General features: G+C 73.7%; 21 protein-coding genes. 10 read left to right on the plus strand and 11 right to left on the minus strand.

The window, feature by feature from the left end:
* Nucleotides 1–3: 3 nt before the first annotated feature.
* Entirely contained in the window at nucleotides 4–2,217 is a 2,214-nt protein-coding gene (locus ABD352_RS43095) for a hybrid sensor histidine kinase/response regulator (RefSeq protein ID WP_344618377.1), read from the minus strand.
* Nucleotides 2,218–2,284: 67 nt separating this feature from the next.
* On the opposite strand from ABD352_RS43095, the gene ABD352_RS43100 reads away from it, so the two are divergent.
* From ABD352_RS43100 to ABD352_RS43115, 4 genes are read left to right on the plus strand one after another with little or no spacing between them, the layout of a single operon-like run.
* Complete coding sequence (locus tag ABD352_RS43100; protein ID WP_344618378.1) at nucleotides 2,285–3,073, plus strand: SAM-dependent methyltransferase; 789 nt, start codon at nucleotides 2,285–2,287, stop codon at nucleotides 3,071–3,073.
* Nucleotides 3,063–3,965, plus strand: coding sequence for an RNA polymerase subunit sigma-70 (locus ABD352_RS43105; RefSeq protein WP_344618379.1), 903 nt, complete (start codon nucleotides 3,063–3,065; stop codon nucleotides 3,963–3,965). The genes ABD352_RS43100 and ABD352_RS43105 overlap by 11 nt, the downstream gene beginning before the upstream one ends.
* A gap of 8 nt (nucleotides 3,966–3,973) precedes the next feature.
* Nucleotides 3,974–4,708: an alpha/beta fold hydrolase gene (locus tag ABD352_RS43110; protein ID WP_344618380.1), complete on the plus strand. Its 735-nt coding sequence runs from the start codon at nucleotides 3,974–3,976 to the stop codon at nucleotides 4,706–4,708.
* A 23-nt stretch (nucleotides 4,709–4,731) separates the two neighbouring features.
* A complete protein-coding gene (locus ABD352_RS43115; protein WP_344618381.1) occupies nucleotides 4,732–4,926 on the plus strand; it encodes a hypothetical protein in 195 nt (64 codons plus the stop codon).
* A 69-nt stretch (nucleotides 4,927–4,995) separates the two neighbouring features.
* Here ABD352_RS43115 and ABD352_RS43120 read toward each other — a convergent pair whose 3' ends face one another.
* From ABD352_RS43120 to ABD352_RS43145, 6 genes are all read right to left on the minus strand, one after another.
* Nucleotides 4,996–6,417 carry a S1C family serine protease gene (locus ABD352_RS43120; RefSeq protein WP_344618382.1) on the minus strand — a complete coding sequence of 474 codons (1,422 nt, stop codon included), beginning with the start codon at nucleotides 6,415–6,417 and terminating at the stop codon, nucleotides 4,996–4,998.
* A 426-nt stretch (nucleotides 6,418–6,843) separates the two neighbouring features.
* Nucleotides 6,844–8,190, minus strand: a complete 1,347-nt coding sequence (locus ABD352_RS43125) for a class I SAM-dependent methyltransferase (RefSeq protein WP_344618383.1) — start codon at nucleotides 8,188–8,190, stop codon at nucleotides 6,844–6,846.
* Nucleotides 8,187–9,551 carry an FAD-binding oxidoreductase gene (locus ABD352_RS43130; protein WP_344618384.1) on the minus strand — a complete coding sequence of 455 codons (1,365 nt, stop codon included), beginning with the start codon at nucleotides 9,549–9,551 and terminating at the stop codon, nucleotides 8,187–8,189. Before ABD352_RS43130 ends, ABD352_RS43125 begins: the two co-directional genes overlap by 4 nt.
* Before the next feature lie 176 nt (nucleotides 9,552–9,727).
* Nucleotides 9,728–10,816, minus strand: coding sequence for an AOC03_06830 family ribosome hibernation factor (locus ABD352_RS43135; protein WP_344618385.1), 1,089 nt, complete (start codon nucleotides 10,814–10,816; stop codon nucleotides 9,728–9,730).
* 64 nt (nucleotides 10,817–10,880) lie between these two features.
* A complete protein-coding gene (locus tag ABD352_RS43140; protein ID WP_344618386.1) occupies nucleotides 10,881–11,843 on the minus strand; it encodes a hypothetical protein in 963 nt (320 codons plus the stop codon).
* A gap of 186 nt (nucleotides 11,844–12,029) precedes the next feature.
* Nucleotides 12,030–13,421, minus strand: coding sequence for an aminotransferase-like domain-containing protein (locus tag ABD352_RS43145; RefSeq protein ID WP_344618387.1), 1,392 nt, complete (start codon nucleotides 13,419–13,421; stop codon nucleotides 12,030–12,032).
* Here ABD352_RS43145 and ABD352_RS43150 point away from each other — a divergent pair.
* The 3 genes from ABD352_RS43150 to ABD352_RS43160 all read left to right on the plus strand — a co-directional run bounded on the left by ABD352_RS43150 (nucleotide 13,420) and on the right by ABD352_RS43160 (nucleotide 17,047).
* On the plus strand, nucleotides 13,420–14,373 hold the full coding sequence (locus ABD352_RS43150) for a DMT family transporter (RefSeq protein WP_344618388.1): 954 nt from the start codon (nucleotides 13,420–13,422) through the stop codon (nucleotides 14,371–14,373). The two genes, ABD352_RS43145 and ABD352_RS43150, sit on opposite strands and share 2 nt — an antisense overlap.
* A gap of 129 nt (nucleotides 14,374–14,502) precedes the next feature.
* On the plus strand, nucleotides 14,503–14,937 hold the full coding sequence (locus tag ABD352_RS43155) for an RpiB/LacA/LacB family sugar-phosphate isomerase (protein ID WP_344618389.1): 435 nt from the start codon (nucleotides 14,503–14,505) through the stop codon (nucleotides 14,935–14,937).
* Between the two features lie 337 nt (nucleotides 14,938–15,274).
* Complete coding sequence (locus tag ABD352_RS43160) at nucleotides 15,275–17,047, plus strand: ABC transporter substrate-binding protein (RefSeq protein WP_344618390.1); 1,773 nt, start codon at nucleotides 15,275–15,277, stop codon at nucleotides 17,045–17,047.
* 282 nt (nucleotides 17,048–17,329) lie between these two features.
* Here the strand turns inward: ABD352_RS43160 and ABD352_RS43165 are convergent, their stop codons facing one another.
* The gene (locus ABD352_RS43165; protein WP_344618391.1) at nucleotides 17,330–17,977 is read right to left on the minus strand and encodes an NAD(P)-dependent oxidoreductase; all 648 of its coding nucleotides are present in this window, start codon (nucleotides 17,975–17,977) and stop codon (nucleotides 17,330–17,332) included.
* Nucleotides 17,978–18,052: 75 nt separating this feature from the next.
* Between ABD352_RS43165 and ABD352_RS43170 the strand changes: the two genes are divergently transcribed.
* Nucleotides 18,053–18,622, plus strand: a complete 570-nt coding sequence (locus ABD352_RS43170; protein ID WP_344618392.1) for a TetR/AcrR family transcriptional regulator — start codon at nucleotides 18,053–18,055, stop codon at nucleotides 18,620–18,622.
* Between the two features lie 79 nt (nucleotides 18,623–18,701).
* Here the strand turns inward: ABD352_RS43170 and ABD352_RS43175 are convergent, their stop codons facing one another.
* From ABD352_RS43175 to ABD352_RS43185, 3 genes are all read right to left on the minus strand, one after another.
* Nucleotides 18,702–19,082 (minus strand): STAS domain-containing protein, encoded by a 381-nt coding sequence (locus ABD352_RS43175; RefSeq protein WP_344618393.1) that lies wholly within the window; start codon nucleotides 19,080–19,082, stop codon nucleotides 18,702–18,704.
* A 118-nt stretch (nucleotides 19,083–19,200) separates the two neighbouring features.
* On the minus strand, nucleotides 19,201–20,037 hold the full coding sequence (locus ABD352_RS43180; RefSeq protein WP_344618394.1) for a PHP domain-containing protein: 837 nt from the start codon (nucleotides 20,035–20,037) through the stop codon (nucleotides 19,201–19,203).
* Between the two features lie 13 nt (nucleotides 20,038–20,050).
* Nucleotides 20,051–20,842, minus strand: a complete 792-nt coding sequence (locus tag ABD352_RS43185; protein ID WP_344618395.1) for a methyltransferase domain-containing protein — start codon at nucleotides 20,840–20,842, stop codon at nucleotides 20,051–20,053.
* 139 nt (nucleotides 20,843–20,981) lie between these two features.
* Between ABD352_RS43185 and ABD352_RS43190 the strand changes: the two genes are divergently transcribed.
* Nucleotides 20,982–21,563, plus strand: coding sequence for an isochorismatase family protein (locus tag ABD352_RS43190; protein ID WP_344618396.1), 582 nt, complete (start codon nucleotides 20,982–20,984; stop codon nucleotides 21,561–21,563).
* Nucleotides 21,560–22,477 (plus strand): GlxA family transcriptional regulator, encoded by a 918-nt coding sequence (locus tag ABD352_RS43195; RefSeq protein WP_344618397.1) that lies wholly within the window; start codon nucleotides 21,560–21,562, stop codon nucleotides 22,475–22,477. Before ABD352_RS43190 ends, ABD352_RS43195 begins: the two co-directional genes overlap by 4 nt.
* Nucleotides 22,478–22,564: the final 87 nt, after the last annotated feature.

The following is a 22,564-nucleotide window of genomic DNA, read 5'->3' on the forward strand; positions in this document are numbered from 1 at the left end:
GGTTCAGCCGACCAGCGCCAGCTGCTCCCCCACGGCGTTGAGCAGGTCGGTGCCGGTGAAGGGCTTCTCCAGCAGGTGCACCCCGGGATCGAGGATGCCGTTGCTGGTGAGGACGGGCTGGGCGTAGCCCGACATGAACAGCACGCGGGTGGCGGGGCGGGTGCGCAGGAGGCGCTCGGCGAGGACGCGGCCCAGCATGCCGGGCATGACGACGTCGGTGAGGAGCAGGTGGATCGGCCCGCCGTGCTCCGCGGCCAGGTGCAGGGCGGCGAGGCCGTCGGCCGCGGCGAGGACCGTGTAGCCGCCGCGGCGCAGGATGCGGGTGGTGACCTCGCGCAGGGCGGGCTCGTCCTCGGCCACGAGCACCGTCTGGCCGCGGCCCGGCGGGCGGGCGACCCGGGTGGGGTCGGCCGGCCGGGGGTCGGCGTCGCTGGCCGGGAGCAGGATCGTGATGGTGGTGCCGACGCCGGGCTCGGAGTAGATGTACACCGTGCCGCCGGCCTGCACGACGATGCCGTAGACGGTGGCCAGGCCCAGGCCCGTGCCCTCGCCGCTGGGCTTGGTGGTGAAGAACGGCTCGAAGGCCTGGTCGATGACCTCGCGGGGCATGCCGGTGCCGGTGTCGGAGACGCGGATGCGCACGTACAGGCCGGGTTGCAGGCCCTCGCGGGTGGCGGTGTGCTCCTCGCCGACGTCGACCAGGCCGGTGTCGATGCTGAGGTGGCCTCCGGCGGGCATCGCGTCGCGGGCGTTCACGGCCAGGTTGACCAGGACCTGCTCCAGCTGGCCGGCGTCGGCGACGACCGACGGGAGCGGCTCGGCGAGGTCGGTGGCGAGGTCGATGTGCTCGCCGATCGAGCGGGTCAGCATCTGCTGGACCTCGTCGACGACCCGGTTGACGTCGAGCGGCTTGGGGCGGATCACCTCGCGGCGGGCGAAGGCGAGCAGCTGGTGGGTCAGCTCGCTGCCGCGCCGGCCGGCCCGCAGGATCTGCTCGGCGTCCAGGGCCATCGGGGTGTCGGCACCGTCCTCGACGATGAACTCGGCGTAGTTGAGGATGACGGCGAGCAGGTTGTTGAAGTCGTGCGCGACGCCGCCGGCCAGCTGGCCGAGGCTCTCCAGGCGCTGGGTGCGCTGCTGGCGGACCTCGTCCTTCTGCCGCTCCGCCTCTTCGCGCAGGCGCTGCTGCTCGGCCTGGTCGGCCAGCCGCTCGGTCATGTCCCGCACGCTGGCCAGGGTGATCATGCCGTCGTCGGTGTGCAGGCTGTTCAGCGTGATCTCGACCGGGACGGTGCCGTCGTCGCGGCGGTGGGCGACGGTCCCCTCGGGGAAGCCGGGAAGCAGGTGGGCGACCGGCATGTCGGTGATGTCGAAGCGCGGGATGCCGAAGAGGCGCTCCGCGGAGGCGTTGACCAGCACCACCCGGCCGCGCTCGTCGACGCCGAGCAGCGGGTCGGGGGCGGCGTCGAGGACGCTCTGCATCTGGGCCTCGGCCCGCTCGCGCTCGCTGACGTCGCGGGTGATGGTGGTGACGCCGACGGTCCGCCCGTCCGGGCCGGTCAGCGGGGAGACGAGCATGGAGACGGTGAAGTCGGTGCCGTCGCGGCGGCGGCGGGTGGTGCGGTACCGGTCGACCCGGCCGCCGGCGCCGACGACGGCCCGGATCTCGGCCTCGTCGGGCCGCCGGTCGGGCGGGATGATGATGTCCTTGGGGCGGCCGACCATCTCCCCCGCGGTGTAGCCGTAGAGGCGCTCGGCGCCCGGGTTCCAGCTCAGCACCTCGCCGTCGAGGTCGGTGGTGACGATCGCGTCGTGCGAGGACTGCACGATCGAGGCCAGCAGCGACTGGGCCGGGTCGAAGCCCTCGGCGCTGGTGTCGCGGATGGTGGCGTACAGGAACAGGCCCTCCTCGGCCTCGATGACCGACAGCGTGATGTCGGCGAGGAACTGGCTCCCGTCGCGGCGCACCATGTTCAGCGGCTGGCCGGCCCGGCGCAGGGGGTGCGCGCCGGCCAGGTACGCGCGGAACCGCGGCACCACCGGCCGGATCTCCGGCGGCACGAGGTCCTCGATCGAGCGGCCGGCCAGGTCCTCCCGGCCGAACAGGGCCCGGGCGGCGGCGTTGGCCAGCGCGACCTGGCCGTCCTCGGTGCACACGAGCAGGGGGTCCGGCCCCACCTCGAGGAGGCTCTCGGCCAGCCGCACCGTCCACCGCATTTCACTAAGGGTAGAACTATGGTTACCGACAGTTTTGATCTTCCGGGATTTAGGGAACACCAGCCACATGAGCGTCGACCCGAACCGCCCGAGCGCGGCCCGCATCTACGACCGCTACCTCGGCGGGTCGCACAACTTCGCGGTCGACCGCGCCGTGGCGCAGCGGGCCGCCGACCTCGTGCCCGGCATCGCGGGCATCGCCCGGGCCAACCGCGCGTTCCTGCGCCGGGCCGTGCGCTACGCCCTGGGCCGCGGGGTGCGGCAGTTCCTCGACATCGGCTCCGGCATCCCCACCGAGGGCAACGTGCACGAGATCGCCCGCGCGCACGACCCGCAGGCCCGGGTGGTGTACGTCGACATCGACCCCACCGCCGTGGTGCACGCCAGGCAGATCCTCGGCGACGACCCGCGCACCGCCGTCGTCCAGGCCGACCTGCACCAGGCCGGCGCGATCCTCGCCGACCCGCAGGTGACGGCGCTGCTCGACTTCGACCGCCCGATCTGCCTACTGTTGATCGCGATGCTGCACTTCGTGCCGGACACGCCGGAGCTGCGGGCCGCGTTGCGCGCCTACCACGACGCGCTCGCCCCGGGCAGCCTCCTGGCCGTCTCGCACGCCACCGCCAGCGCCCGCCCCGAGGAGATGGCCCGGCTGGCCGACCTCTACACCCGCACGGGCACGGCGATGGTGGTCCGCAACGCCGCCGAGCTGCTGAGCATGCTCGACGGCTGGGACCCGGTCGAGCCGGGCGTGGTCTTCAGCCCGCTGTGGCGGCCGGACCCGGACGACCCGCCGGTCGAGGGCCCGGCCTCCTTCGCCACGCTGGCCGCCGTCGGGGAGCGGCGTGGAGGCTGAGCTCGAACCGCACCGGACCGCCCTGTTCGGGTACTGCTACCGCATGCTCGGCTCGCCGTTCGACGCCGAGGATGCGGTACAGGAGACGCTCCTGCGGGCGTGGCGGCGCCTCGACACGTTCGACCCGGCCCGGGCACCCCTGCGCGGCTGGCTCTTCGCCATCGCCACCAACGTGTGCCTGGACCAGCTGCGCTCGGCCCGGCGGCGGGCGCTCGCCGTGGACCTGGCGCCCCCGTCGGCGCCCGGCGGCCCGCTCGGGGTGCCGCACCCCGACGCCGCCCTCGTCTTCCCGGCGCCCGACGCGCTGGTCCTCGACCCCGCCGACGTGGCCGTGCGGCGCGACTCCGTGCGGCTCGCCCTGGTGGCCGCGCTGCAGGTGCTGCCGCCGCGGCAGCGGGCCGTGCTGATCCTGCGCGACGTGCTCGCGTTCTCCGCCGCCGAGACGGCCGCGCTGCTGTCGGCATCGGTGCCCGCGGTGAACAGCGCGCTGCAGCGGGCCCGGGCCGCGCTGGCGGCGCCGGTGCGGTCGGAGCCGATCGACGAGGAGCTGCTGCGGCGGTACGTCCACGCGTTCACGACCGGCGACGTCGACGCGCTGGTCCACGTGCTGCACGAGGACGCGACGATGTCGATGCCGCCGCTGCCCTTCTGGCTTCGCGGCCGGGCCGTGCTCCTGCACGCGATGGCCGCCTCGGGCGCCTGCTCCGGCGCCTCCCTGGTGCGCTGCGGCGCGTCCTCGTTCGTTCAGTACCGCTCCGGCTCGCCCTTCGCGGTCGTGATGCTCGACGGGCGCGACGGCCGGATCGGGCATGTCACGACTTATCTGCACAATTCTCCGCTGATCGAGGTGTTCTCGCGCCACAGCGATGAGTGGACGGCGGCCGCGGCGTAGTACCGGGCATGACGACCTTCTGGCACACGTCCGCCGGCTCCGGCGACCCCGTCGCCCTGCTGCACGGCGGCTTCAGCGACAGCCGCGACTTCGACCTGAGCCTGTCCGGCCTGTCCGACGCCTTCACCGTGCACGCGTACGACCGCCGCGGCCACGGCCGCTCCCCCGACCTCCCCGGCCCGATCACCATGTCCGTGCTGGCCGCCGACGCCGAGGCGTTCCTGACCGACGTGGTGGGCGGCCCGGCGGTGCTGTGCGGGTACAGCGCGGGCGGCGCCGTCGCCCTGCACACCGCCCTGCGCCGCCCCGGCCTGGTCCGCGCCCTGGTGCTGATCAGCACCGCCTACGCCGTCGACGGGATGCTCTTCGCCCCGACCGCGGACGCGCCGCTGCCCCCGGCCGTGGTGGCCCGCTACGCCGAGGTCTCCCCCGACGGCCCCGACCACCTGCCGGTGATCCAGGCCAAGCTGGCCGAGTCGATCGCCACCGAGCCCGGCCTGACCCCGTCCGACCTGGCCCGCATCGCCTGCCCGACCCTGGTCGTGGCCGCCGACGACGACCTGGTGACGCTGGAGCACACGGCGGCGCTCTACGGCGCCCTGCCCGACGCCCGCCTGGCGATCCTGCCCGGCACCTCGCACCTGCTCCTGCTGGAGGCCCCGGACCGGGTGACGACCCTGGTCCGCGACTTCCTGACCGGCGGCTTCGCCACCAGCCGCCTGATGCCCATCCGCCGCCGCTGACCACCACCGCTACGGTGACCGGCGTGCGCCCCGCGTTGCTGGCCTCGATCGCCAGGGAAGTCGCCGGCCACGGCGGGATACAGGCCGTGGCCGGGGGTGGGTGGCTGGTCAGCTCCGGCGACGCCGTGCTGATCCGCAACGCGCGGCTCCGGGGCGCGGCGAGGCTCGACGGGCCGCTCGACGACGAGCCCGTCCCGGGGCAGCTGGTGCTGTTCTGACCCAAACGCAGCGGCCCGCGTTGTGGCGAACGCGGGCCGCTGCGGCGAAAGGGAAAGGGTCGTCTTGGGTTACGGGGCCTCGCCCAGGGTCACCGTGACCGTCTGCGGCGCGCCGTTGCGGTTCACCGTGACCGGGACCTTGTCGCCGGCCTTGGCGCCCTGGACGGCGTTGATCAGGGACGTGGCGTCGGTGACGGTGGCGGTGCCGAACTTGGTCACCGTGTCGCCGGTGCGCAGGCCGGCCTTGTCGGCCGGGCCACCGCTGACGACGCCGCCGATCAGGGCGCCGTTGTCGCCGTCGGTGAGCTGGACGCCGAGGTAGGGGTGGCTGACCTTGCCGCCCTTGGCCAGCTGGTCGGCGGCGGCGCGGGCGCGGTTGGCGGAGATGGCGAAGCCCAGGCCGATGTTGCCGGCCTCGCCGCTCTGGCTGCTGCCGGCGGTGGCGATCGCGGTGTTGATGCCGACCACCTCGCCCTTGAGGTTGACCAGGGCGCCGCCGGAGTTGCCGGGGTTGATCGCGGCGTCGGTCTGGATGGCGTCGGCGATCGACTTGCCACCCTGCTCGCCCTCGATGGTGCGGTGCAGGGCGCTCACGATGCCGGCGGTGACCGAGCCCTGCAGGCCCAGCGGGCTGCCCACGGCCAGGACGGTGTCGCCGACGCGCAGGGCGTCGCTGTCGCCGAACTTGGCCGGGGTCAGGCCGGAGACGCCCTGGACCTTGATCACCGCGATGTCGCCGGCCGGGTCGGTGCCGACGACGGTGGCCGAGGCGGTCTTGCCGGAGCTGAACGTGACAACCAGCTTCTGGGCGCCCTGGACCACGTGGTTGTTGGTGACGATCTGGCCGTCGGCGGTCATGATCACACCGGAGCCCTCGGCCTCGCCGGTGCTGATGTCGACGACGCTGGGCAGCACGGCCTCGGCGACGCCGCCGACCGAGGAGCGGTCGAGGTTCGGGGCCGGGTCGCGGGTGACCACGCTCGGGGAGGCGGCCTGCTTGCCGTCGGCGAGCTGGGTGGCGACCAGGCCGCCGCCGAGGGCCGAGCCGACCGCGAGGACCACCGCGCAGACCGCGATCAGGGCGGCCCGGCCGCCGCGGCCCGGGGGCTTGGGCTGGCCGGCGTAGCCGTGCTGCGGGTAGCCGGGGTGGCCCGGGGGCGGCGGGTAGCCCGGGTGGCCCAGGGGCGGCGGGTAGCCGGGGACGCCGAACTGCGCCGTGTTCCCGGTGTGTCCCCATCCACCGCCCGGTGGCGGCACCGGGGTCGTGGCGAACTGGGCGGTCTGGGTGCCGACCCCGCCGCCGAGCTGCTGGGTGGCGGCGTCGCCCTGATGCGCATACCCGTTGGCACCGGGCCGGCTCCAAGGTGACCCGGGCGCGGGCGCCCCGGACGCGGGAAGGCCCGAGGCCGGCATCCCGGAGGCGGGGAAGTTCGAGCCCGGAACCCCGGAGGCCGGAACACCCGAGGCGGGGATGCCGGAAGCGGGGTACACCGGCTGCGCCGGGTACGCCGGCGGCGCGGGCAGCGGGCCGCCGGGCGGCGCGTAGCCAAGAGCCGGAGCCGGAGGAGCTGGAGGAGCTGGAAGAGCTGGAGGAGCTGGAAGAGCTGGAAGAGCCGGCGGAGCCGAGGCGGGCACGGCGAGCTCGGAAGACGCCGCAGGCAGGACAGGCGCGGCGTGGGCAGAAGGGGGCGGCCAGGACGCCTGGGGCGGCGGACCGGCGGGCTCCGGCGTCGGCGCGGAACCGGTGCTCTCGGTGGGCTGCGAGTCGCCCTGGTGGCGGTCCTGGTCACTCATGATGTCCAGATTGCACACCCGAGCTTCCGCCAAACTGGATTCTGCCTGGGAGTAAGCCGAGAGCCGCAATCCGGTCAGCCGGGGCGCGACCCACCCGAACGGGTCACGCCCCGGACGGATCGGTCAGGGGGTCCAGTCCGGCCGCAGCGGGTAGGAGGACACCCCGTCCTTGGTGGTCTTGGTGCCCAGGATCTGGTGCAGCTGGATCTCGTTGCGCTCGAAGGCGAGCCGCGACCCGGCCATGTACAGCCCCCAGACCCGCGCCGTGCCCAGCCCGACCTCGGCCACGCACTCGTCCCAGTTCGCCACCAGGTTGCGGTTCCATCCGGCCAGGGTCAGGGCGTAGTGCAGCCGCAGGTTCTCCTCGTGCTGCACCTCGAAGGCGGCGTCGTGCACGGCGCTGACGAGGCGGCCCGGCGCGGCCAGCTCGCCGTCGGGGAAGACGTAGCGGTCGATGAACGCGCCCGGCTTGTGCGAGGCCCGGCTGTCGGAGCGGGTGATGCAGTGGTTGAGCAGGCGGCCGCCGGGCTTGAGCCGGTCGCGCAGCGCCCCGAGGTACCGCGGATAGTTCTTGACCCCGATGTGCTCGGTGAGGCCGATGGAGCTGACCGCGTCGAAGTGCTCGAGGGGCGCGTCACGGTAGTCCAGGTAGCGCACCTCGGCGAGGTGGGCGAGGCCCTCCCGCTCGATCGCGGTCTGGGCCCAGACCGCCTGCTCCTTGGACAGGGTGACGCCGAGGGCGCGCACGCCGTACTCGCGGGCGGCGTGGCGGACCATGCCGCCCCAGCCGCAGCCGACGTCGAGCAGCCGCTGGCCGGGCTTGAGCGCGAGCTTGCCGGCGACCAGGTCGTACTTGTTGGCCTGCGCCTGCTCGAGGGTGTCGGTCTCGTCCCGGAACACCGCGCAGGTGTACGTCATCGACGGGCCGAGGACCATCTCGTAGAACCGGTTGGAGACGTCGTAGTGGTGGTGGATCGCCTCGGCGTCGCGGCCGCGGGCGTGGCGCAGGCCGAGGCCGGCGATGGTGCGCCGCCAGGCCGGAGTGGCCTCCTGCGGCGGGGGCGGCGGCGGGCGCAGTCGCTCCCAGCCGAGGCCGCGCACGAGCCGCAGGGCCTCGCCGGCGGCGGGAACGCGCAGCTGCAGGCCGGTGGCGAGCCGCCTGAGCGCCTCGTACGGGTCGCCCGGGTGCACGCCCTTGACTTCCAGGTCGCCGGACACGTAGGCGCGGGCCAGGCCGAGGTCGCCGGGGGCGGTGAGCACGTAGGACAGGCCGCGCCCGGTGGCGACGTGCAGGCCGACGGCGGCGTCCTCGGGGCCGACGGCGCTGCCGTCGTACGCAGTGATGCGGACCGTCGGCTCGCGCGTGGTGACGGCCTTGACGATGTCGGCAACGGACGGCACGGGCGGCCGGCGGCGGGGCTGGCCGGGTACGGATCCGCGGGTGTTGCTCGAACGGTAGGTGCTGGTCATCTGCGCCCCACAACCTTGTCGTAGAGGTCGGTCAGTCGATGATCGGGGTCGTAGCGGTCCTTGGCGGCGCGGTACGCGGGGCCGCCGTAGAGCCGCTCGAAGGTCTCCCGGTCGTAGTAAGCGTCGGAGTAGAGGGACTTGTGCCCGCCGAGCTCGGACACCTTGGCCTCGATGGCCCGGTTGACGTCGCCGTCGGCGGCGCCCGGCACGACCGGCACGGTGCCCCAGAAGCCGACGTTGACGTACGCCTGCCCGGCGTGCATCGGGTACAGCGGCCACTCCCGCTCGCGCAGCCGCAGCGGGCAGAGCCAGATCGGCGCCATCGGCACCTCGGCGGCGAACCAGCGCAGGAAGTCGGCGGTGCGCTCCAGCGGCAGCTCGACGTCCTGGACGACCCGCTCGCGGTCGGGGAGGCCACGCCATCGCTCGAGGCGGGCGGCGACGCCGTGGCGGTTCTCGAAGCGCACGATGCGGTGGTACACGTCGGAGCGGCGGTAGCGGCGGGGCCACAGCCGGCGCACGGCGGGGACCTGGGCGCCGAACGCAGCGGAGCACCAGAACCAGTCGGTGTCCCAGCGCCACAGGTAGTCGTAGGCGGACAGCCGGTCGGCGGCCTTGGCCCGCAGCGACTGGTAGTAGATGTCCTGGCCGGTGTAGTCGCTGGTCGGGCCGGGCTCGTCGGTGAACGAGCCGAGCACCAGGTAGGACTCGCCGGGGCGGAACACGACCCCGTCCATGGTGTCGACCGGCTTGCCGTCGTACGTGCCCTCGGCCATCACCTTGCCGACGACGGCGAGCAGGTCCTCCACGTCGTCGAAGCGCAGGTTGACGGTGGCGACCGCGGCGGCGATCGGCATGAGCTCGATGCGCAGCCGGGTGGCGTACCCGAGGCTGCCCAGCGAGTTGGGGAAGATCGCGAACAGGTCGTCGCCGGGGCGGGCCGTGACGAGCTCGCCGGCGCCGGTGAGGATGTCCATCTCGAGCACCGACTCGTGCGGCAGCCCGTGGCGGAACGAGGTGGCCTCGATGCCCAGGCCGGTCACCGCCCCGCCGAGCGTGATGGTGCGCAGCTGCGGCACGACCAGCGGCATCAGCCCGTGCGGCAGGGTGGCGTCGACGAGGTCCTCGTACGTGCACACCCCCTGCACCTCGGCGGTGCGCCCGGCGGGGTCGACCTCGATCACCCCGCCCAGCCCGCTCACGTCCAGGCCGCGCTGGATCTCGGCGCGGGGGCGGAACAGGTTCGAGGTCTTCTTGGCCAGCCGGACCGGGTCGCCGGGCGGGATCGCGGCGTACGAGTCCCGCAGGGTGTCGACGGCCCGGCGGTGCGCGGCCCAGCCGACGGGTTCACTACGTCCCACTCGATCACCTCCGTGGCGGACCGGCCCGTAAGTGGAGGCCCGCCTCAGCCAAACTTGCACACACGGCAAGATCAGCCAACGGCTGGTGACTGAACTCACGCTCCGGGTGACGTCAGGAGGTGAGCGAGGTCGGCCGCCGGGTGAGGTGATCCTCCCCCGGCCGGCTCGGGGACGTGTCAGTAACGGACGATCAGCGCGATCCGGCCGTCGGCGGCGAGGCTGTCGTCGCCGACGAAGGTGACGTCGCCGCCCTGGCGGGCGACCCACTCGACGATATCGTCGACCGCGTCGTCGAGCAGCACTCCGGCCGTCTCGGTGTGGGGCTCCTGGTTCGGCGGGTGCAGGTGGTCCTCGTGGACCCAGGCCGGGCTGTGGTAGCCCTCCTCGACCAGCAGGTGCGCGCCGCGGCCCTGATGCGCCAGGGACCACACCTCCGGCAGGCCGGCGGCGAAGCGGTTGGCGCCCCGGGCGGCGTCGAGGGCCTCCAGGGCGGCGACCTGTTCCATCGCCGTGTACGCGGCCAGGCGCGGGGCCAGCAGCTGGTACACGTCGTGGGCGCCGGCGTGGTCGTAGTTGCCGGTCACCGTGCCGGCGATCGGGCGCTGCCACGCCTCGGCGAAGTGCGACAGGTACCGCTCGACGCCGAGGACGAAGACGGGGCGGCTGTCCAGCTTGTCGATGGCGCCGAGCGCGGTCGCGATGTCGCGGAAGAACTGCCGGTGCCGCTCCCGCTCGTGCTTGCTCGGCTCCTGGCCGTAGTCGCGCGGCAGGCCGAGCAGCCCGCCGGGCCCCTCGTGGGTGAACGGGAAGCCGTGCGAGGTGACCTCGACGAGGTCGGGGCCGTCGCCGCTCCACAGCCGGGTCGGCTGCTCGGACAGCACGAGGGCCCAGTAGCGGTGCCGGCGGGCCGCGTCGGCGACGACGTCGCGCACCTCGTACGTGTCGGCGATGACCACGCGCTCCTGGACCGGCGACTCCAGCATGCGCACGTGCACCTGCCCGGGCGAGGCGAACAGGGCCAGGCCCTCGCCGGTGTGCCGCAGGTCGACGCGGTCGGCCGCCGCGGCGATCTCGTCGTACACCTCGGCGGCGACCTCGTGCGGGACCGTCTCGTCCAGCTCCAGCCGGCGGCGGGTCTCCGCCAGGAGGTTGCGCAGGCGAATCGGGTCCTGCTGGTTGTCCGGGGCGGTGCGGTGGGTCGGCATGAGCAGCGAGACCGCCGGGTACCCGCTGGGGGTGAGCTTGGCCAGATCCTCTACCGTCATGCGCCCAACCGTGCCGCGCGAGGGTCCTCGGCGAGGCCGCCCGGCAAGGATGACTCGCGCCGCGTCACCGCGGTGGCGCGGCCGCCGGCAGCGACAGGTACAGGTTGCGCATCGCCAGCAGCGACGAGCGCACCTCCTGCAGCAGTTCGGTCGTGGACAGCGGACGCCCCCACTCCAGCAGCGACGCCTCGTCCATGCTGACGGTCTCGATCCCGCAGCCGTACCGGTGGCCCAGCAGCCGGATCGCGTCGCAGTGCTGGTGCAGCACGTACGGCGCGTTGGTCACCAGCAGCACCCGGTCGGTGGGGGCCGGCGCCTGCACGACCTGCGCCCACCCGGTCAGCGTGTCCGCGGTGTTGGCCCGCCGCCCCGGCCGGCTCGACGCGGCGGCGAGGACGTGCACGGCCTCGAGCCCGGGCCGCGGCGCCGCCCACGTACGCTGCCACCAGTCCTCGCCGGCCCGCACCTCGGTCGGCTCGGCCGGCAGGTCCAGGAACCGGCGCAGCCCGGCGAGCATCATGTCGGCCTCGGTCTCGACCGGGTCGAGGCCGAGCCGCAGCGCCTCGCGGTGCTCCCGGTCGTCGCGCCAGCGCAGGCTGCCCAGGCCGGTCACGGTCCGCGCGGCGACGCCCCGGTCGAGCAGCCGGGCCGTGTAGTCGCTGCGGCCGAGCGCGACCCTGATCCCGCCGCCGAGGACGAGCACGTGGTCGTACGCGGCCAGCGACGGCACCGCGCTGCCGTCGATGCCGAGGTCGTGGATCAGCTCGCGCAGCCGGGCGTCGAGGGCGGGCGCGTAGTGGACGCGCTCGGTGTCGAACCGCTCCCGCACGCCGGCCCGGAAGTCCCAGGCCGCGGAGAACTCGGCGACGTGGTCGAGCACGGCGGCGACCGTCCCGCCCGGCACCGTCCCGCCGAAGTACCCGGCGAGCTCCGCCAGGGCCGGCGACCTCACCCACTCCCCGATGGACGCGGCGATCGCATCGGCGTCCGGTCCACCGGGCTCGCTCGGAGGGAGCGCGAAGTTCAAAACCCAAACCCCTTCAAACCTTTATGGCTCAGGTCCGCGTCAGTACAGACCGTCGCTCCCGTCAGACGCGCCCTCCGCGGTGGGTGGATCGGACGGCGCCGTCGTCGGACAGCACCGTAACAGCCGCACGGTGGCGAGCCGCGCCACGCCAACGCCCCCACCCGCACACTCCTGCTCACGGCCGCCCTACTCGCGCAGGGCCTCGGCCAGCCGCCGGATGCCCTCGTCGAGCTGGTCCGGTGGCGCGGCCGCGAAGGTCAGGCGCAGGTGCGGGGCGTCGGGCTCGGCGGCGTACCAGGGACGGCCCGGGAACACCACGACCTGGCGCGCCGCGGCCGCCGCCGTCACGGCCGCGTCGTCGGCGCCGTCGGGCAGCCGCAGCCAGGCGTGCAGCCCGCCGCGCGGCACCGCCGGGGCCTCCAGCTCCGGCAGGCGCCGGCGGATCGCGTCGAGCAGCGCGTCCCGGCGCAGCCGCAGCTCGGCCCGCAGGGCCCGCAGGTGGCGGGGCCAGGCCGGCGAGGTGACGAAGTCCAGGGCGGCCTGCTGCAGCGGCCCGGTCACGAAGAAGTCGTCCAGCACCCGGGCGGCGCGCAGCCGGGCCCCCGCCGGCCCGCGGGCGGCGATGGCGGCGACCCGCAGCCCGGGCGCGGCCGACTTGGTCAGCGAGCGCAGGTAGATCACGTGCCCGTCCGGGTCCTCCGCGACCAGCGGGGCCGGCGGGTCGAGGTCGATGGCCAGATCCCGGGCGTAGTCGTCCTCGAGCAGGAACGCCCCGGCGGCCCGGACCTCGGCCAGCACCGCGGCCCGCCGGGCCGGGGCCAGCACGCCGCCGTGCGGGTTGGCGAACAGCGGCTGGCAGTAGAACAGTCGCGCCCCGGTGCGCCGCAGCGCGGCCGCCAGCAGGTCGGGCCGCACCCCGTCGGCGTCGGCGGGCACCGGCACCACCCGCAGGCCGGCCGCCCGGGCCGCCGCGAGCGCCCCGAGGTACGTCGGCGACTCCACCAGCACCGCGTCCCCGGGCGCGGCCAGCGCGCGGAACGCCGTGGACAGCGCCGCCTGCCCGCCGGCGCAGATCACCACGTCCTCCGGCCGCACCAGCCCGCCGGCCGTGCGGGCGAACCAGGCCCGCAGGTCCTCCCGCCCCTCCACCGGCCCGCGCTGCCAGGTCGCCGGGTGCCGGGCGGCCCGGCCGAGCGCGGCCCCGAGGGCGGCGGCCGGCTGGAGGTCCGGGTCGAGGTACCCGCTGGACAGCGGGATCGCCCCGGGTCTCGGCACGGCCAGCAGCGCCTGCATCGCGTCCTCGCCGGCCGGCCGGGGCCCGAGCGCGATCGACTGCCAGGACAGGTCCGGCCGGGCCGCGGCGGCGGGCGGCGCGGCCACGTAGGTCCCCCGCCCGGGCTGCGAGTCGAGCAGGCCCTCGGCGGCCAGGGCCCGGATCGCCCGCGACACCGTGATCGCCGACGCCCGGTGCCGCGCGGTCAGCTCGCGCACGGCCGGCAGCCGCGCCCCCGGGCCGGCCGCGGCGACCAGCGCCCGCAGATCTTGGATAACGCGGGCGGCTGCGTTATCGTCATTCATGAGAGCGAAGGATAACGTTACCCGCCGGGACGCGATAACGGGGGCCGCACTCGGCGCCCTCGGGGTTCTCGGGTTCAGCATGTCGCTGCCGGCCACCCGCCTGGCGGTGGAGCATCTCGACCCCTGGTTCGTCGCGTTCGGCCGGGCCGTCGGCGCCGGCCTGCTGGCGTTGGCCTATCTCACGATCGTCCGCGCCCCGCGCCCGACGGGGGCCCAGTGGCGGCGCCTGGCCGTGGTCGCCGCCGGCGTCGTGGCCGGCTTCCCGATGTTCACCTCGCTCGCCTTACAGGTGAGCACGGCCGCCCACGGCGCCGTGGTCATCGCCCTGCTGCCGGCGGTCACGGCCGGCTTCGCGGTGCTGCGGGCCCACGAGCGCCCGGCACCCGCGTTCTGGCTCGCCGGCGGCGCCGGCCTGGCCGCCGTGCTGGCCTTCCTCATCCTCGGCGGCGCCGTCTCCGGCTCGCTCGGCCCGGCCGACCTGTTCCTGCTCGCCGCGGTCGCCCTGTGCGGCCTGGGCTACGCCGAGGGCGGCGCCCTGGCCCGGGAGCTCGGCGGCGCCCGCACCATCTGCTGGGCGCTCGTGCTGAGCCTCCCGGCCACGGTCGCGGTCACGGCGTGGTCCGCGCTGCACCATCCCCCGCACGCCCCCGCCGCGGGCTGGGCCGGGCTCGGCTACCTCACCGTGGTCTCCATGTTCCTGGGCTTCTTCGCCTGGTACGGCGGGCTGGCCCGCGGCGGCGTCGCCCGCGTCGGGCAGATCCAGCTCGTCCAGCCGGTGCTGACCTTGGCCTGGTCCGCCCTGCTGCTGGGCGAGCACGTGCCCGCGGTCGCGATCGCCGCCGCCGTCGCCGTCCTCGCCTGCGTGACCCTGACCCAGCGCCTGCGCGCCGCGCCCCCGGCCCCGCCCCGGCTCGAGGTGGTCACCCCCAGAGCCGGCGAACCATGTTCATGATGGCCGCCGGCGGAATCGCCGGCGTGCGGCGACGCTAGCCGGGCGCCACAGGCATAGCCACCCGTCCATGTCACATGGTTCGCCGCCCGGTCATGTGGGCGGCGGGGGTGCCCGCGGCACAATGGGATGGTGCGCATCGCCTTCGCCGCCGACGACCACAACGCGACGACCGACGCCGTCCTGGCCGAGCTCGCCGACGCCGGCCACGAGGTGCTGCGGGTCGGCGGCGGCGCGTCCGGCGTACCGTGGCCGGACCTCGGCGCCGGAGTCGGGCGGGCCGTCGCCGAGGGGCGGGCCGACCTCGGCGTCGTCATGTGCTGGACCGGCACGGGCACCGCGATCGCCGCGAACAAGGTGCCCGGGGTGCTCGCCGCCGTCGCCTGGGACCCGTGGGTGGCCCGGGGCGCGCGGCTGTGGAACGACGCGAACGTCCTCGCGATGAGCCTCAAGCGGCTGGCGCCGGACGTCGCCGTCGAGGTGCTGCGGGCGTTCCTGGAGGTACCGGCGCCGGATCCGGACGAGGCCGGCAACATCGCCCGGCTGCGAGAGCTGCCCGGAACCTGACCGGCCGGGGGCACTTCGGTTCCGGCGGCCGAACCGCTGCTCAACGGCACGGTGACCATTCCGTTATGCGACAAAGCAATCCGGAGTGCAACCGGCCCGCCGCGCCCGAGGTCATTGCTCACAGAACGGCGACGCACATCGCCGGCCACGCGACGTAGCAACCAAAAAGTTCAGGCTCTACCGACGTTTTCGACGACCCACCCGGTGGGCGTGGTGCATGCCTACGCCCTGTACACAGTGGAGGGTCCTCAGTGGACGCCGGCTGATCCGTGCTGCCCGCGTGCGTGAGACCCGATCCGCGGCAACCTCAACCGCGGCGCCTGGAAAGGTCCGACACGTGAATAAGCGACCGGGTGCGCTGGTGACCGCTGCGGTCACCGCAAGCCTCCTGCTGTCCGCCTGCGGAGGCGGCACCAGCAGCGACAATACCAGTAACAACGGCGGCGCCAAAGGCCCCAGCGGGTACAACGCCGCCCTGCAGGGCATCGTGAACCCGTCCGACAAGAAGGGCGGCACGCTCAAGCTGACCCAGAACTCCGGCTTCGACTCGACCGACCCCCAGATCGCGTACTACGCGAACGCCTGGAACTTCATGAAGGGGTTCTACGTCCGCGCGCTGCTGACCAACCAGGCCAAGCCCGGCCCGGACGGCCTGAAGCTGGTGCCTGACCTGGCCGCCGACATGCCCACGATCGAGGACGGCGCCAAGAAGTACACCTTCAAGCTCAAGCCGGGCCTGAAGTACGAGGACGGCTCGCCGATCACCTCGAAGGACTTCAAGTACGCCGTCGAGCGCATCTTCTCCTCCGAGGTCGTCAACGCCGGGCCGAAGTACCTGGTGGACGTGCTCGACCAGGGGCAGAAGTACCCGGGCGTGTACAAGGACACCGACCCGAACAAGATGGGCCTCAAGTCGGTCCAGACGCCGGACGACTCCACGATCGTGTTCACGCTCAAGGAGCCGAACAGCGACTTCATGTACCTGCTCTCGATGCCCGCGGCGGGCCCGATCCCGCAGGCCAAGGACACCGGGGAGAAGTACGCGCAGCACCCGATCTCGTCCGGGCCGTACAAGTTCGAGACCTTCGACGAGGGCAAGAAGCTGACCCTGGTCCGCAACGAGAACTGGGACCCGAAGAGCGACACCGTGCGCCTGGCCCTGCCGGACCGCGTCGAGGTCACCTTCGGCACCGCGGTCGAGGAGATCGACAACGAGCTGCTGTCCGGCGAGGTCGACCTCGACATCGCGCAGACCGGCGTGCAGCCCGGCACGCAGCCGAAGATCCTGACCCAGCCGGACAAGAAGAAGAACACGGACTCGGTGCTGACAGGCTTCATCCGGTACGTCGCCATCAGCACCAAGGTCCCGCCGCTGGACAACATCCACTGCCGCAAGGCCGTGCAGTACGCGCTGGACAAGGTCGCCATGCAGACCGCCCGCGGCGGCCCCGACGCCGGCGGCGCCATCGCCACCAACATGCTGCCGCCGACGATCGCCGGGCACGACGACGCCGACGACGTGTTCAACACCAAGTCGGGCAAGCCGCAGATCGACAAGGCCAAGGAGGAGCTCGCCGCGTGCGGCAAGCCCGGCGGCTTCGACATCGTGATCGCCACGCGCAACAACGGCAAGGAGTACAAGACGGCCGAGGCGCTGCAGCAGTCGATGGCCGCGGTCGGCATCAACGCCCGGCTCGACCCGCAGGACCCGTCGCAGTACTTCCGCTCGATCATCGGCACGCCGACCAACGTGCACAGCAAGGGCTACGGCCTGATGATGGCCGGCTGGGGCGCCGACTACCCGACGGCGGCCGGCTTCCTGCAGGTGCTCGTGGACGGCCGGGCCATCTCGGCGTCGGGCAACAACAACTACGCCGAGATCGACGACCCCGCGATCAACAAGCTGATCGACCAGGCCAAGGACGAGCCCGACCCGACCAAGAACGCCGAGATCTGGCGTCAGATCAACAAGCTCGTGTCGGACACGGCGGCGTACATGCCGTTCACGTACGACAAGGCGCTGAACTACCGCAACCCGCGGCTCACCAACTGCTTCGTCACGCAGTACTACGGGATGCTGGACTTCGGCAGCCTGGGTGTCATGAGCTGACCGTGGAGTGCCCGGGTCGACGAGGGACTTCCCGGGCACGGCGGTGACGCGACCGGCCGTTCTTCCTCCTTGGGACGGCCGGTAGCGTCCGGCCCGGGTCCGTGGCCCGACGGACCCGGGCCGCCTTCGCGCCCACGATGTCCGGCGCGGCTCAGACTTCGGGCCCTCGATGTCCGACGCGGGCCAAGGCTTCGCGCCCTCGATGCCCGGCGCGGCTCAGACTTCGCGCCCTCGATGTCCGACGCGGGCCAAGGCTTCGCGCCCTCGATGCCCGGCGCGGTGTCAGTACGCGACCGAGACGCGCCGGCCGACCCAGGACGGCTCCTCCAGCGCGCGGAACATCGCGTCCGCGACGTCGGCGCGCGAGAGGGTCCGCCCCGCGCGCACGTTGACGTCGAGGACCGTCCGATATGGACGGTGATCGCCGTCGGTGAGCCTCGGCGGCGCGACGAGCGTCCAGTCGACCCCGCCCTCCCGCAGGACCCGCTCGGCCTCGGCCAGGTCTTCGAACCCCTCCCGCAGCAGCCGCTGCAGCAGCGGCTTGACGACGACCCGGGTCAGCGCCCCGTCGCCCTCGTCGGCGACCCGCCCGGCGGCGTCGACGGAGACGATCCGCCGCACGCCGGTCGCCCGCATGGCCGCCACCTGCGCCCGCGCGCCGTCGGCCTGCACGGTGCTGCGCGCCGCCGGGTCCTGCCGCCGCCGGGCCCTCATCTCCGGCACCCGCAGCCCCAGCGCGGACAGCACCGCGTCGCGCCCGGCCACGGCCCCGGCGAGGGCCGCCGCATCGTCGAGCCCGGCCACCACCACGTCACAGCCGAGCTCGACGGGCCGCCGGCTGACCGCCGTCATCTCGTGCCCGCGCGCCATTCCCTGCCGGATGAGCTGCGTCCCAATGCCTCCGGTCGCCCCGAACACCGTGAGTTTCATCCCGCGCCTCCGTGGTTAGTGAGTGCTCACTAACCCCTACAATGGCACGCATGCCGAGAAAGCGGAAGGCCCACCGTGGCGACTCGTGACGTGATCGTGGACGCGGCCGCCCGGGTCCTGCGCGAGCGGGGCCTGGCCAACGCCACGACCAAGGAGATCGCCCGCGAGGCCGGCTTCTCGGAGGCGACGCTGTACAAGCATTTCCGGGACAAGCTGGACCTGATGGTCGTGGTCCTGCACGAACGGGGCCCGCAGTTCATCCCGATGCTGCAGACCCTGCCGGAGCGGGCCGGCGAGGGCTCCGTCCGCGAGACGCTGACCGAGCTGGCCACGGTGTGCATCACGTTCTACCGCGACAGCTTCCCGATGTTCGCCTCGATGTTCTCCGACCCGGCCATCCTGGCCGCCCAGCGCGACCGCATGCGGGCCGCCAACCTGGGGCCCCACCGCGCCAACGACGGCCTGGCCGCCTACCTGCGGGCCGAGCGGTCGCTGGGCCGCCTGTCCCCGGACGCCGACCCCGAGGCCCTGGCCGGCCTGCTGCTGGGCGCCTGCTTCCAGCACGCCTTCATCTCCGCGTTCGCCCCGGCCCTGCCCCCGGACCGGGAGGCCGCCGCCGCCTTCGTGAGCCAGCTGCGCCTGTAGCCCCCGGCTCGGCCGGTTCCCGGCATGCCTGGGCCGCCGGTGCGGCTGCCTGCCGCCCGGCGTCGAGTTCGCGGGGTTGCTATGCGCTCTTCGGAGGGGCCCAGCCGCTCGTGCCGGTCGGGGTGGAGAGGATGTCGAGCAGGCCCAGCAGGCTCAGCACGCGGCGCACTCCGGGGCTCGGGTTGACGATCCACAGGTCGCTGTTGCTGCTGACGGCGTGGGCGCGGGCCGCGACGAGCTTGCCGATGCCGGTCGAGTCGATGAAGGTCACCAGGGCCAGGTCGACCTCGACGGCCCTGGCCCGCACGTCGTCGATCGCCCGGAACAGCACGTTGCGCAGTTCGGCGACGTTTTCCAGGGTCACCTCCCCCGCGACGCGGATCCGCAGGGCCTGGCCGGGGAGGGGGTCGACGGTGATGTGGAGTTCGGGGAACACGGCGAAGCGATCGGCGGGACTCATCAGCGGCTCACCTTCTACGATCCGAGCCGCTCTCACGATACGGGCATTCACCCTCGCCGTCACCCGCTGACGTCCTCACCGTCACCCACTGGCGTCGCGGTGGTCACCTCGCCGCCGATCAACGCAGCCAGTGGTCATAGGGGTGGCGGCCGGGCCGGAAGCCCGCGGCCGTGGCCAGCTCGGCGGCGGCCCGGAAGTTCGTGGCCACCAGGTCGGGGCGGTGGGCGTCGCTGCCGAAGCTCACCGCCTCGCCGCCGGCCTCGCGCCACCACCGCAGCAGCAGCGGCTCCAGGGTGCGGCGGGTGTTGACCTCCAGCGCGCGGCCGGTGCCGGCGAGGGAGCGCAGCACCGCTCGTACCTCATCCTCGAAATCGGCGAGGCGGAACTCGTGGCCCGCCGGGAGGTAGCGCACGGGGTAGTCGAGGTGGGTCAGCGTCGAGAAGTCGCCGCACGCCTCGATCATGCGGATCGCCTCGGCGAAGTAGTCGCGCAGCACCGACGGGACGTCGCGCACCACGTACTCGTCTTCCACCAGGCGGAAGACGCCGCGCACGCGCAGCGAGTGCAGGGAGCCGATGACCCGCTCGAAGGGGGCGGCGGCGAGCAGCGCGGCGGTCGGGCCGGCGAACCAGTGCGGCTCGCCGAGCTCGACGCCGGTGATGATCTTCAGGGAGGGGTACCGCGAACGGCACCGGTCGACCGACTCCAGGTACCCGGCCACGTCCAGCGGCGGCGGCGCGAGCGACTCGGGGTCCACCAGGTGGCGCGCCATGCGCGGCTCCAGCGAGCCGGGCGCGACGGTCCAGGTGATGAAGTCCGTGTGCTCGGTGAACGCGATCGCGGGCAGGCCGAGCTCGACCGCCCGGGCGCAGGAGCCGTCCATGTCGCCGGCCGTGGTGTCCCACGAGAACTGGGTGTGCGTGTGCAGGTCCGCGGGGAGTTGATCTCCGGTCACGGCAAGGATGGTGTCACACGACCCGGGCGAGGATCTCGCCGTGCAGGATGGACAGCCAGCTGTCGGGGTCGGCGGCCCAGCGGCGCCAGCCCTCGGACAGCCGGGCCAGCTCCTCCTCGGGCACGCCGGCGGCCAGGGCCTGGCGGGCCATCGCCGACGAGCGCACCCGGTCGGCCCACATGCCGCCCCACCAGGCGCGGTCCTCGTCGTCGGCGAAGCACCAGGTGCTCGAGGTGGCGGTGACGTCGGTCAGGCCGGCCTCGCGGGCCCAGGCCAGCAGCCGCCGGCCGGCGTCGGGCTCGCCGCCGTTGGCCCGGGCCATGCGCTGGTAGAGGGCCATCCAGTCGTCCAGCTCGGGCAGCGCCGGGTACCACACGAAGCCGGCGTAGTCGCTGTCGCGCGCGGCGATGTAGCCGCCGGGCTTGCACACCCGCCGCATCTCGCGCAGGGCCAGGACGGGGTCGGCGACGTGCTGCAGCACCTGGTGGGCGTGGACCACGCAGAACGTGCCGTCGGGGAACGGCAGGGCGTGCACGTCGCCGCGCACCACCTCGGCGTTGGCCACCCCGGCGAGGCCCTCGCGGGCGACGGCGACGGCCTCCTCGGTGACCTCCAGGGCGGTCACGTGGGCGACGCGGGCCGCCAGGTCGCGGGTGATCGTGGCCGGCCCGGCCCCGACGTCCAGCACCTTCATCTTCTCGATGAGCACCGGCAGCAGGTAGGCAGCGGAGTTCTCGGCGGTGCGCCAGCGGTGTGAGCGCAGTACCGATTCGTGGTGTCCGTGGGTGTAGACGTTGCTCGGCATGTCCCGAACGGTAGTATCCACGTCTCATACTCCGGAAACACTCTCCCGTATATTGAGACGCGCGGTTGACCGGATCCGTCCGCCCGACGGCCGGTCCTAGCCTGGTGGCGAAGGCCCGCCGAACCGCAGGATCAGAGGCATGCGAAGCGCACTGCTCATCATCGACATCCAGGAGTCGTTCCGGCGGCGGCCGAGCTGGGCGGCCGTGACCAACCCCGGCATCGCGGCGACCGTGCAGCCGCTCATCGACGACGCCCGCGAGCGCGGCGACCTGGTGGTCTGGGTCCTGCACGCCGAGCCCGGCACCGGGAACCCGTTCGACCCCATCAACGGCCACGTCCGCTACCTCGACGGCCTCGAGCCCCTCGCCGGCGAGCCGCAGCTGGTCAAGACGTCGGCCAACTCGTTCACCACCACCGGCCTGCAGCAGCTGCTCACCACCGAGGGCATCCGGCACGTCATCGTGACCGGCATCCAGACCGAATGGTGCTGCGAGACGACCACCCGGGTCGCGTGCGACCTCGGGTACGACGTCACGTTCGTCACCGAGGCCACGGCCACGTTCCCGATCCCGCACGCGGATGAGCGCGACCTGCCGTACGAGGAGATCCTCGCCAGCCCGCGCACGCTGCCGGCCGCCGAGGTGGTCGCCCGGACGGAGTACGCGCTGAACGGCCGGTTCGCGACCGTGGCCACCGTCAAGGAGGCCCTCGCCCGATGAGGGTCGTCTTCCTGCTCGTGCCGCAGGTGCACCTGCTCGACCTGGCCGGCCCCGCACAGGTGTTCTCCACCGTGCGGGACCTGGGCCTGGGCTACGAGCTGCACTACGTGGCCGAGCGGGAGGACGTCCCGACCGCCCAGGGCATCCCGCTGCGGGCGAGCGCGAACTGGCCGCCCTTGGGCGTCGACGACCTGGTCCTCGTCCCGGGCTGGCGCGGGCACCGGTTCGGCACCCACGGGCTGCTGACCGGATCGACCCGCGCCCGGCTCGCCGAGCACCACCGCCGCGGCGGGACGGTGGCCAGCGTGTGCGCCGGCGCCGACGCGCTGGGCCAGGCCGGGCTGCTCGACGGGCGCCGCTGCACCACGCACCACGACCTGCAGGACCACCTGGCCGAGCGGTACCCGGCGGCGAGGGTGGTCCGCGACGTGCTCTACGTCGTCGACGACCGGGTCGTCACCTCGGCCGGCATCGCCAGCGGCATCGACCTGGCGCTGCACCTGGTGGCGACCCGGCACGGCCCGTCGGTGGCGGCCCAGGTGGCCCGCGAGATGGTCGTCTACGCCCGGCGCAACGGCGACGCGCCGCAGCACAGCGTCATGCTCCGCCATCGCGACCACGTGTCCGACGTCGTGCACCGCGTCCAGGACGTCATCGACGGCCACTTCACCGAGCGGCTGCCGCTGCGCGCCCTGGCCGTGGCCGCTGGGGTGAGCGAGCGGACGCTGACCCGCGCGTTCGGCGAGGCTACCGGGCTGACCCCGCTGCGGTACCAGCAGCTGCTGCGGGTGGAGCGGGCCGAGCACCTCATCGGGCAGGGCGCGACGGTTGAGGCCGCCGCCCATGCCGCCGGGTTCGAGGACGCGCGCATGCTGCGCCGCCTGCGGGCCCGGTTAGTGGGCTCCCCGCCGTGACGTCCTTCAGCGGCGGCACGTTCGCTGCTCTCAGACCCGCGCGCGAGCAGCGCCCGAGGCTGGCGTTTTGCCCGAAATGTCGGGCGC

This window comes from Dactylosporangium salmoneum (assembly GCF_039532525.1).
Classification (GTDB): Bacteria; Actinomycetota; Actinomycetes; order Mycobacteriales; family Micromonosporaceae; genus Dactylosporangium; species Dactylosporangium salmoneum.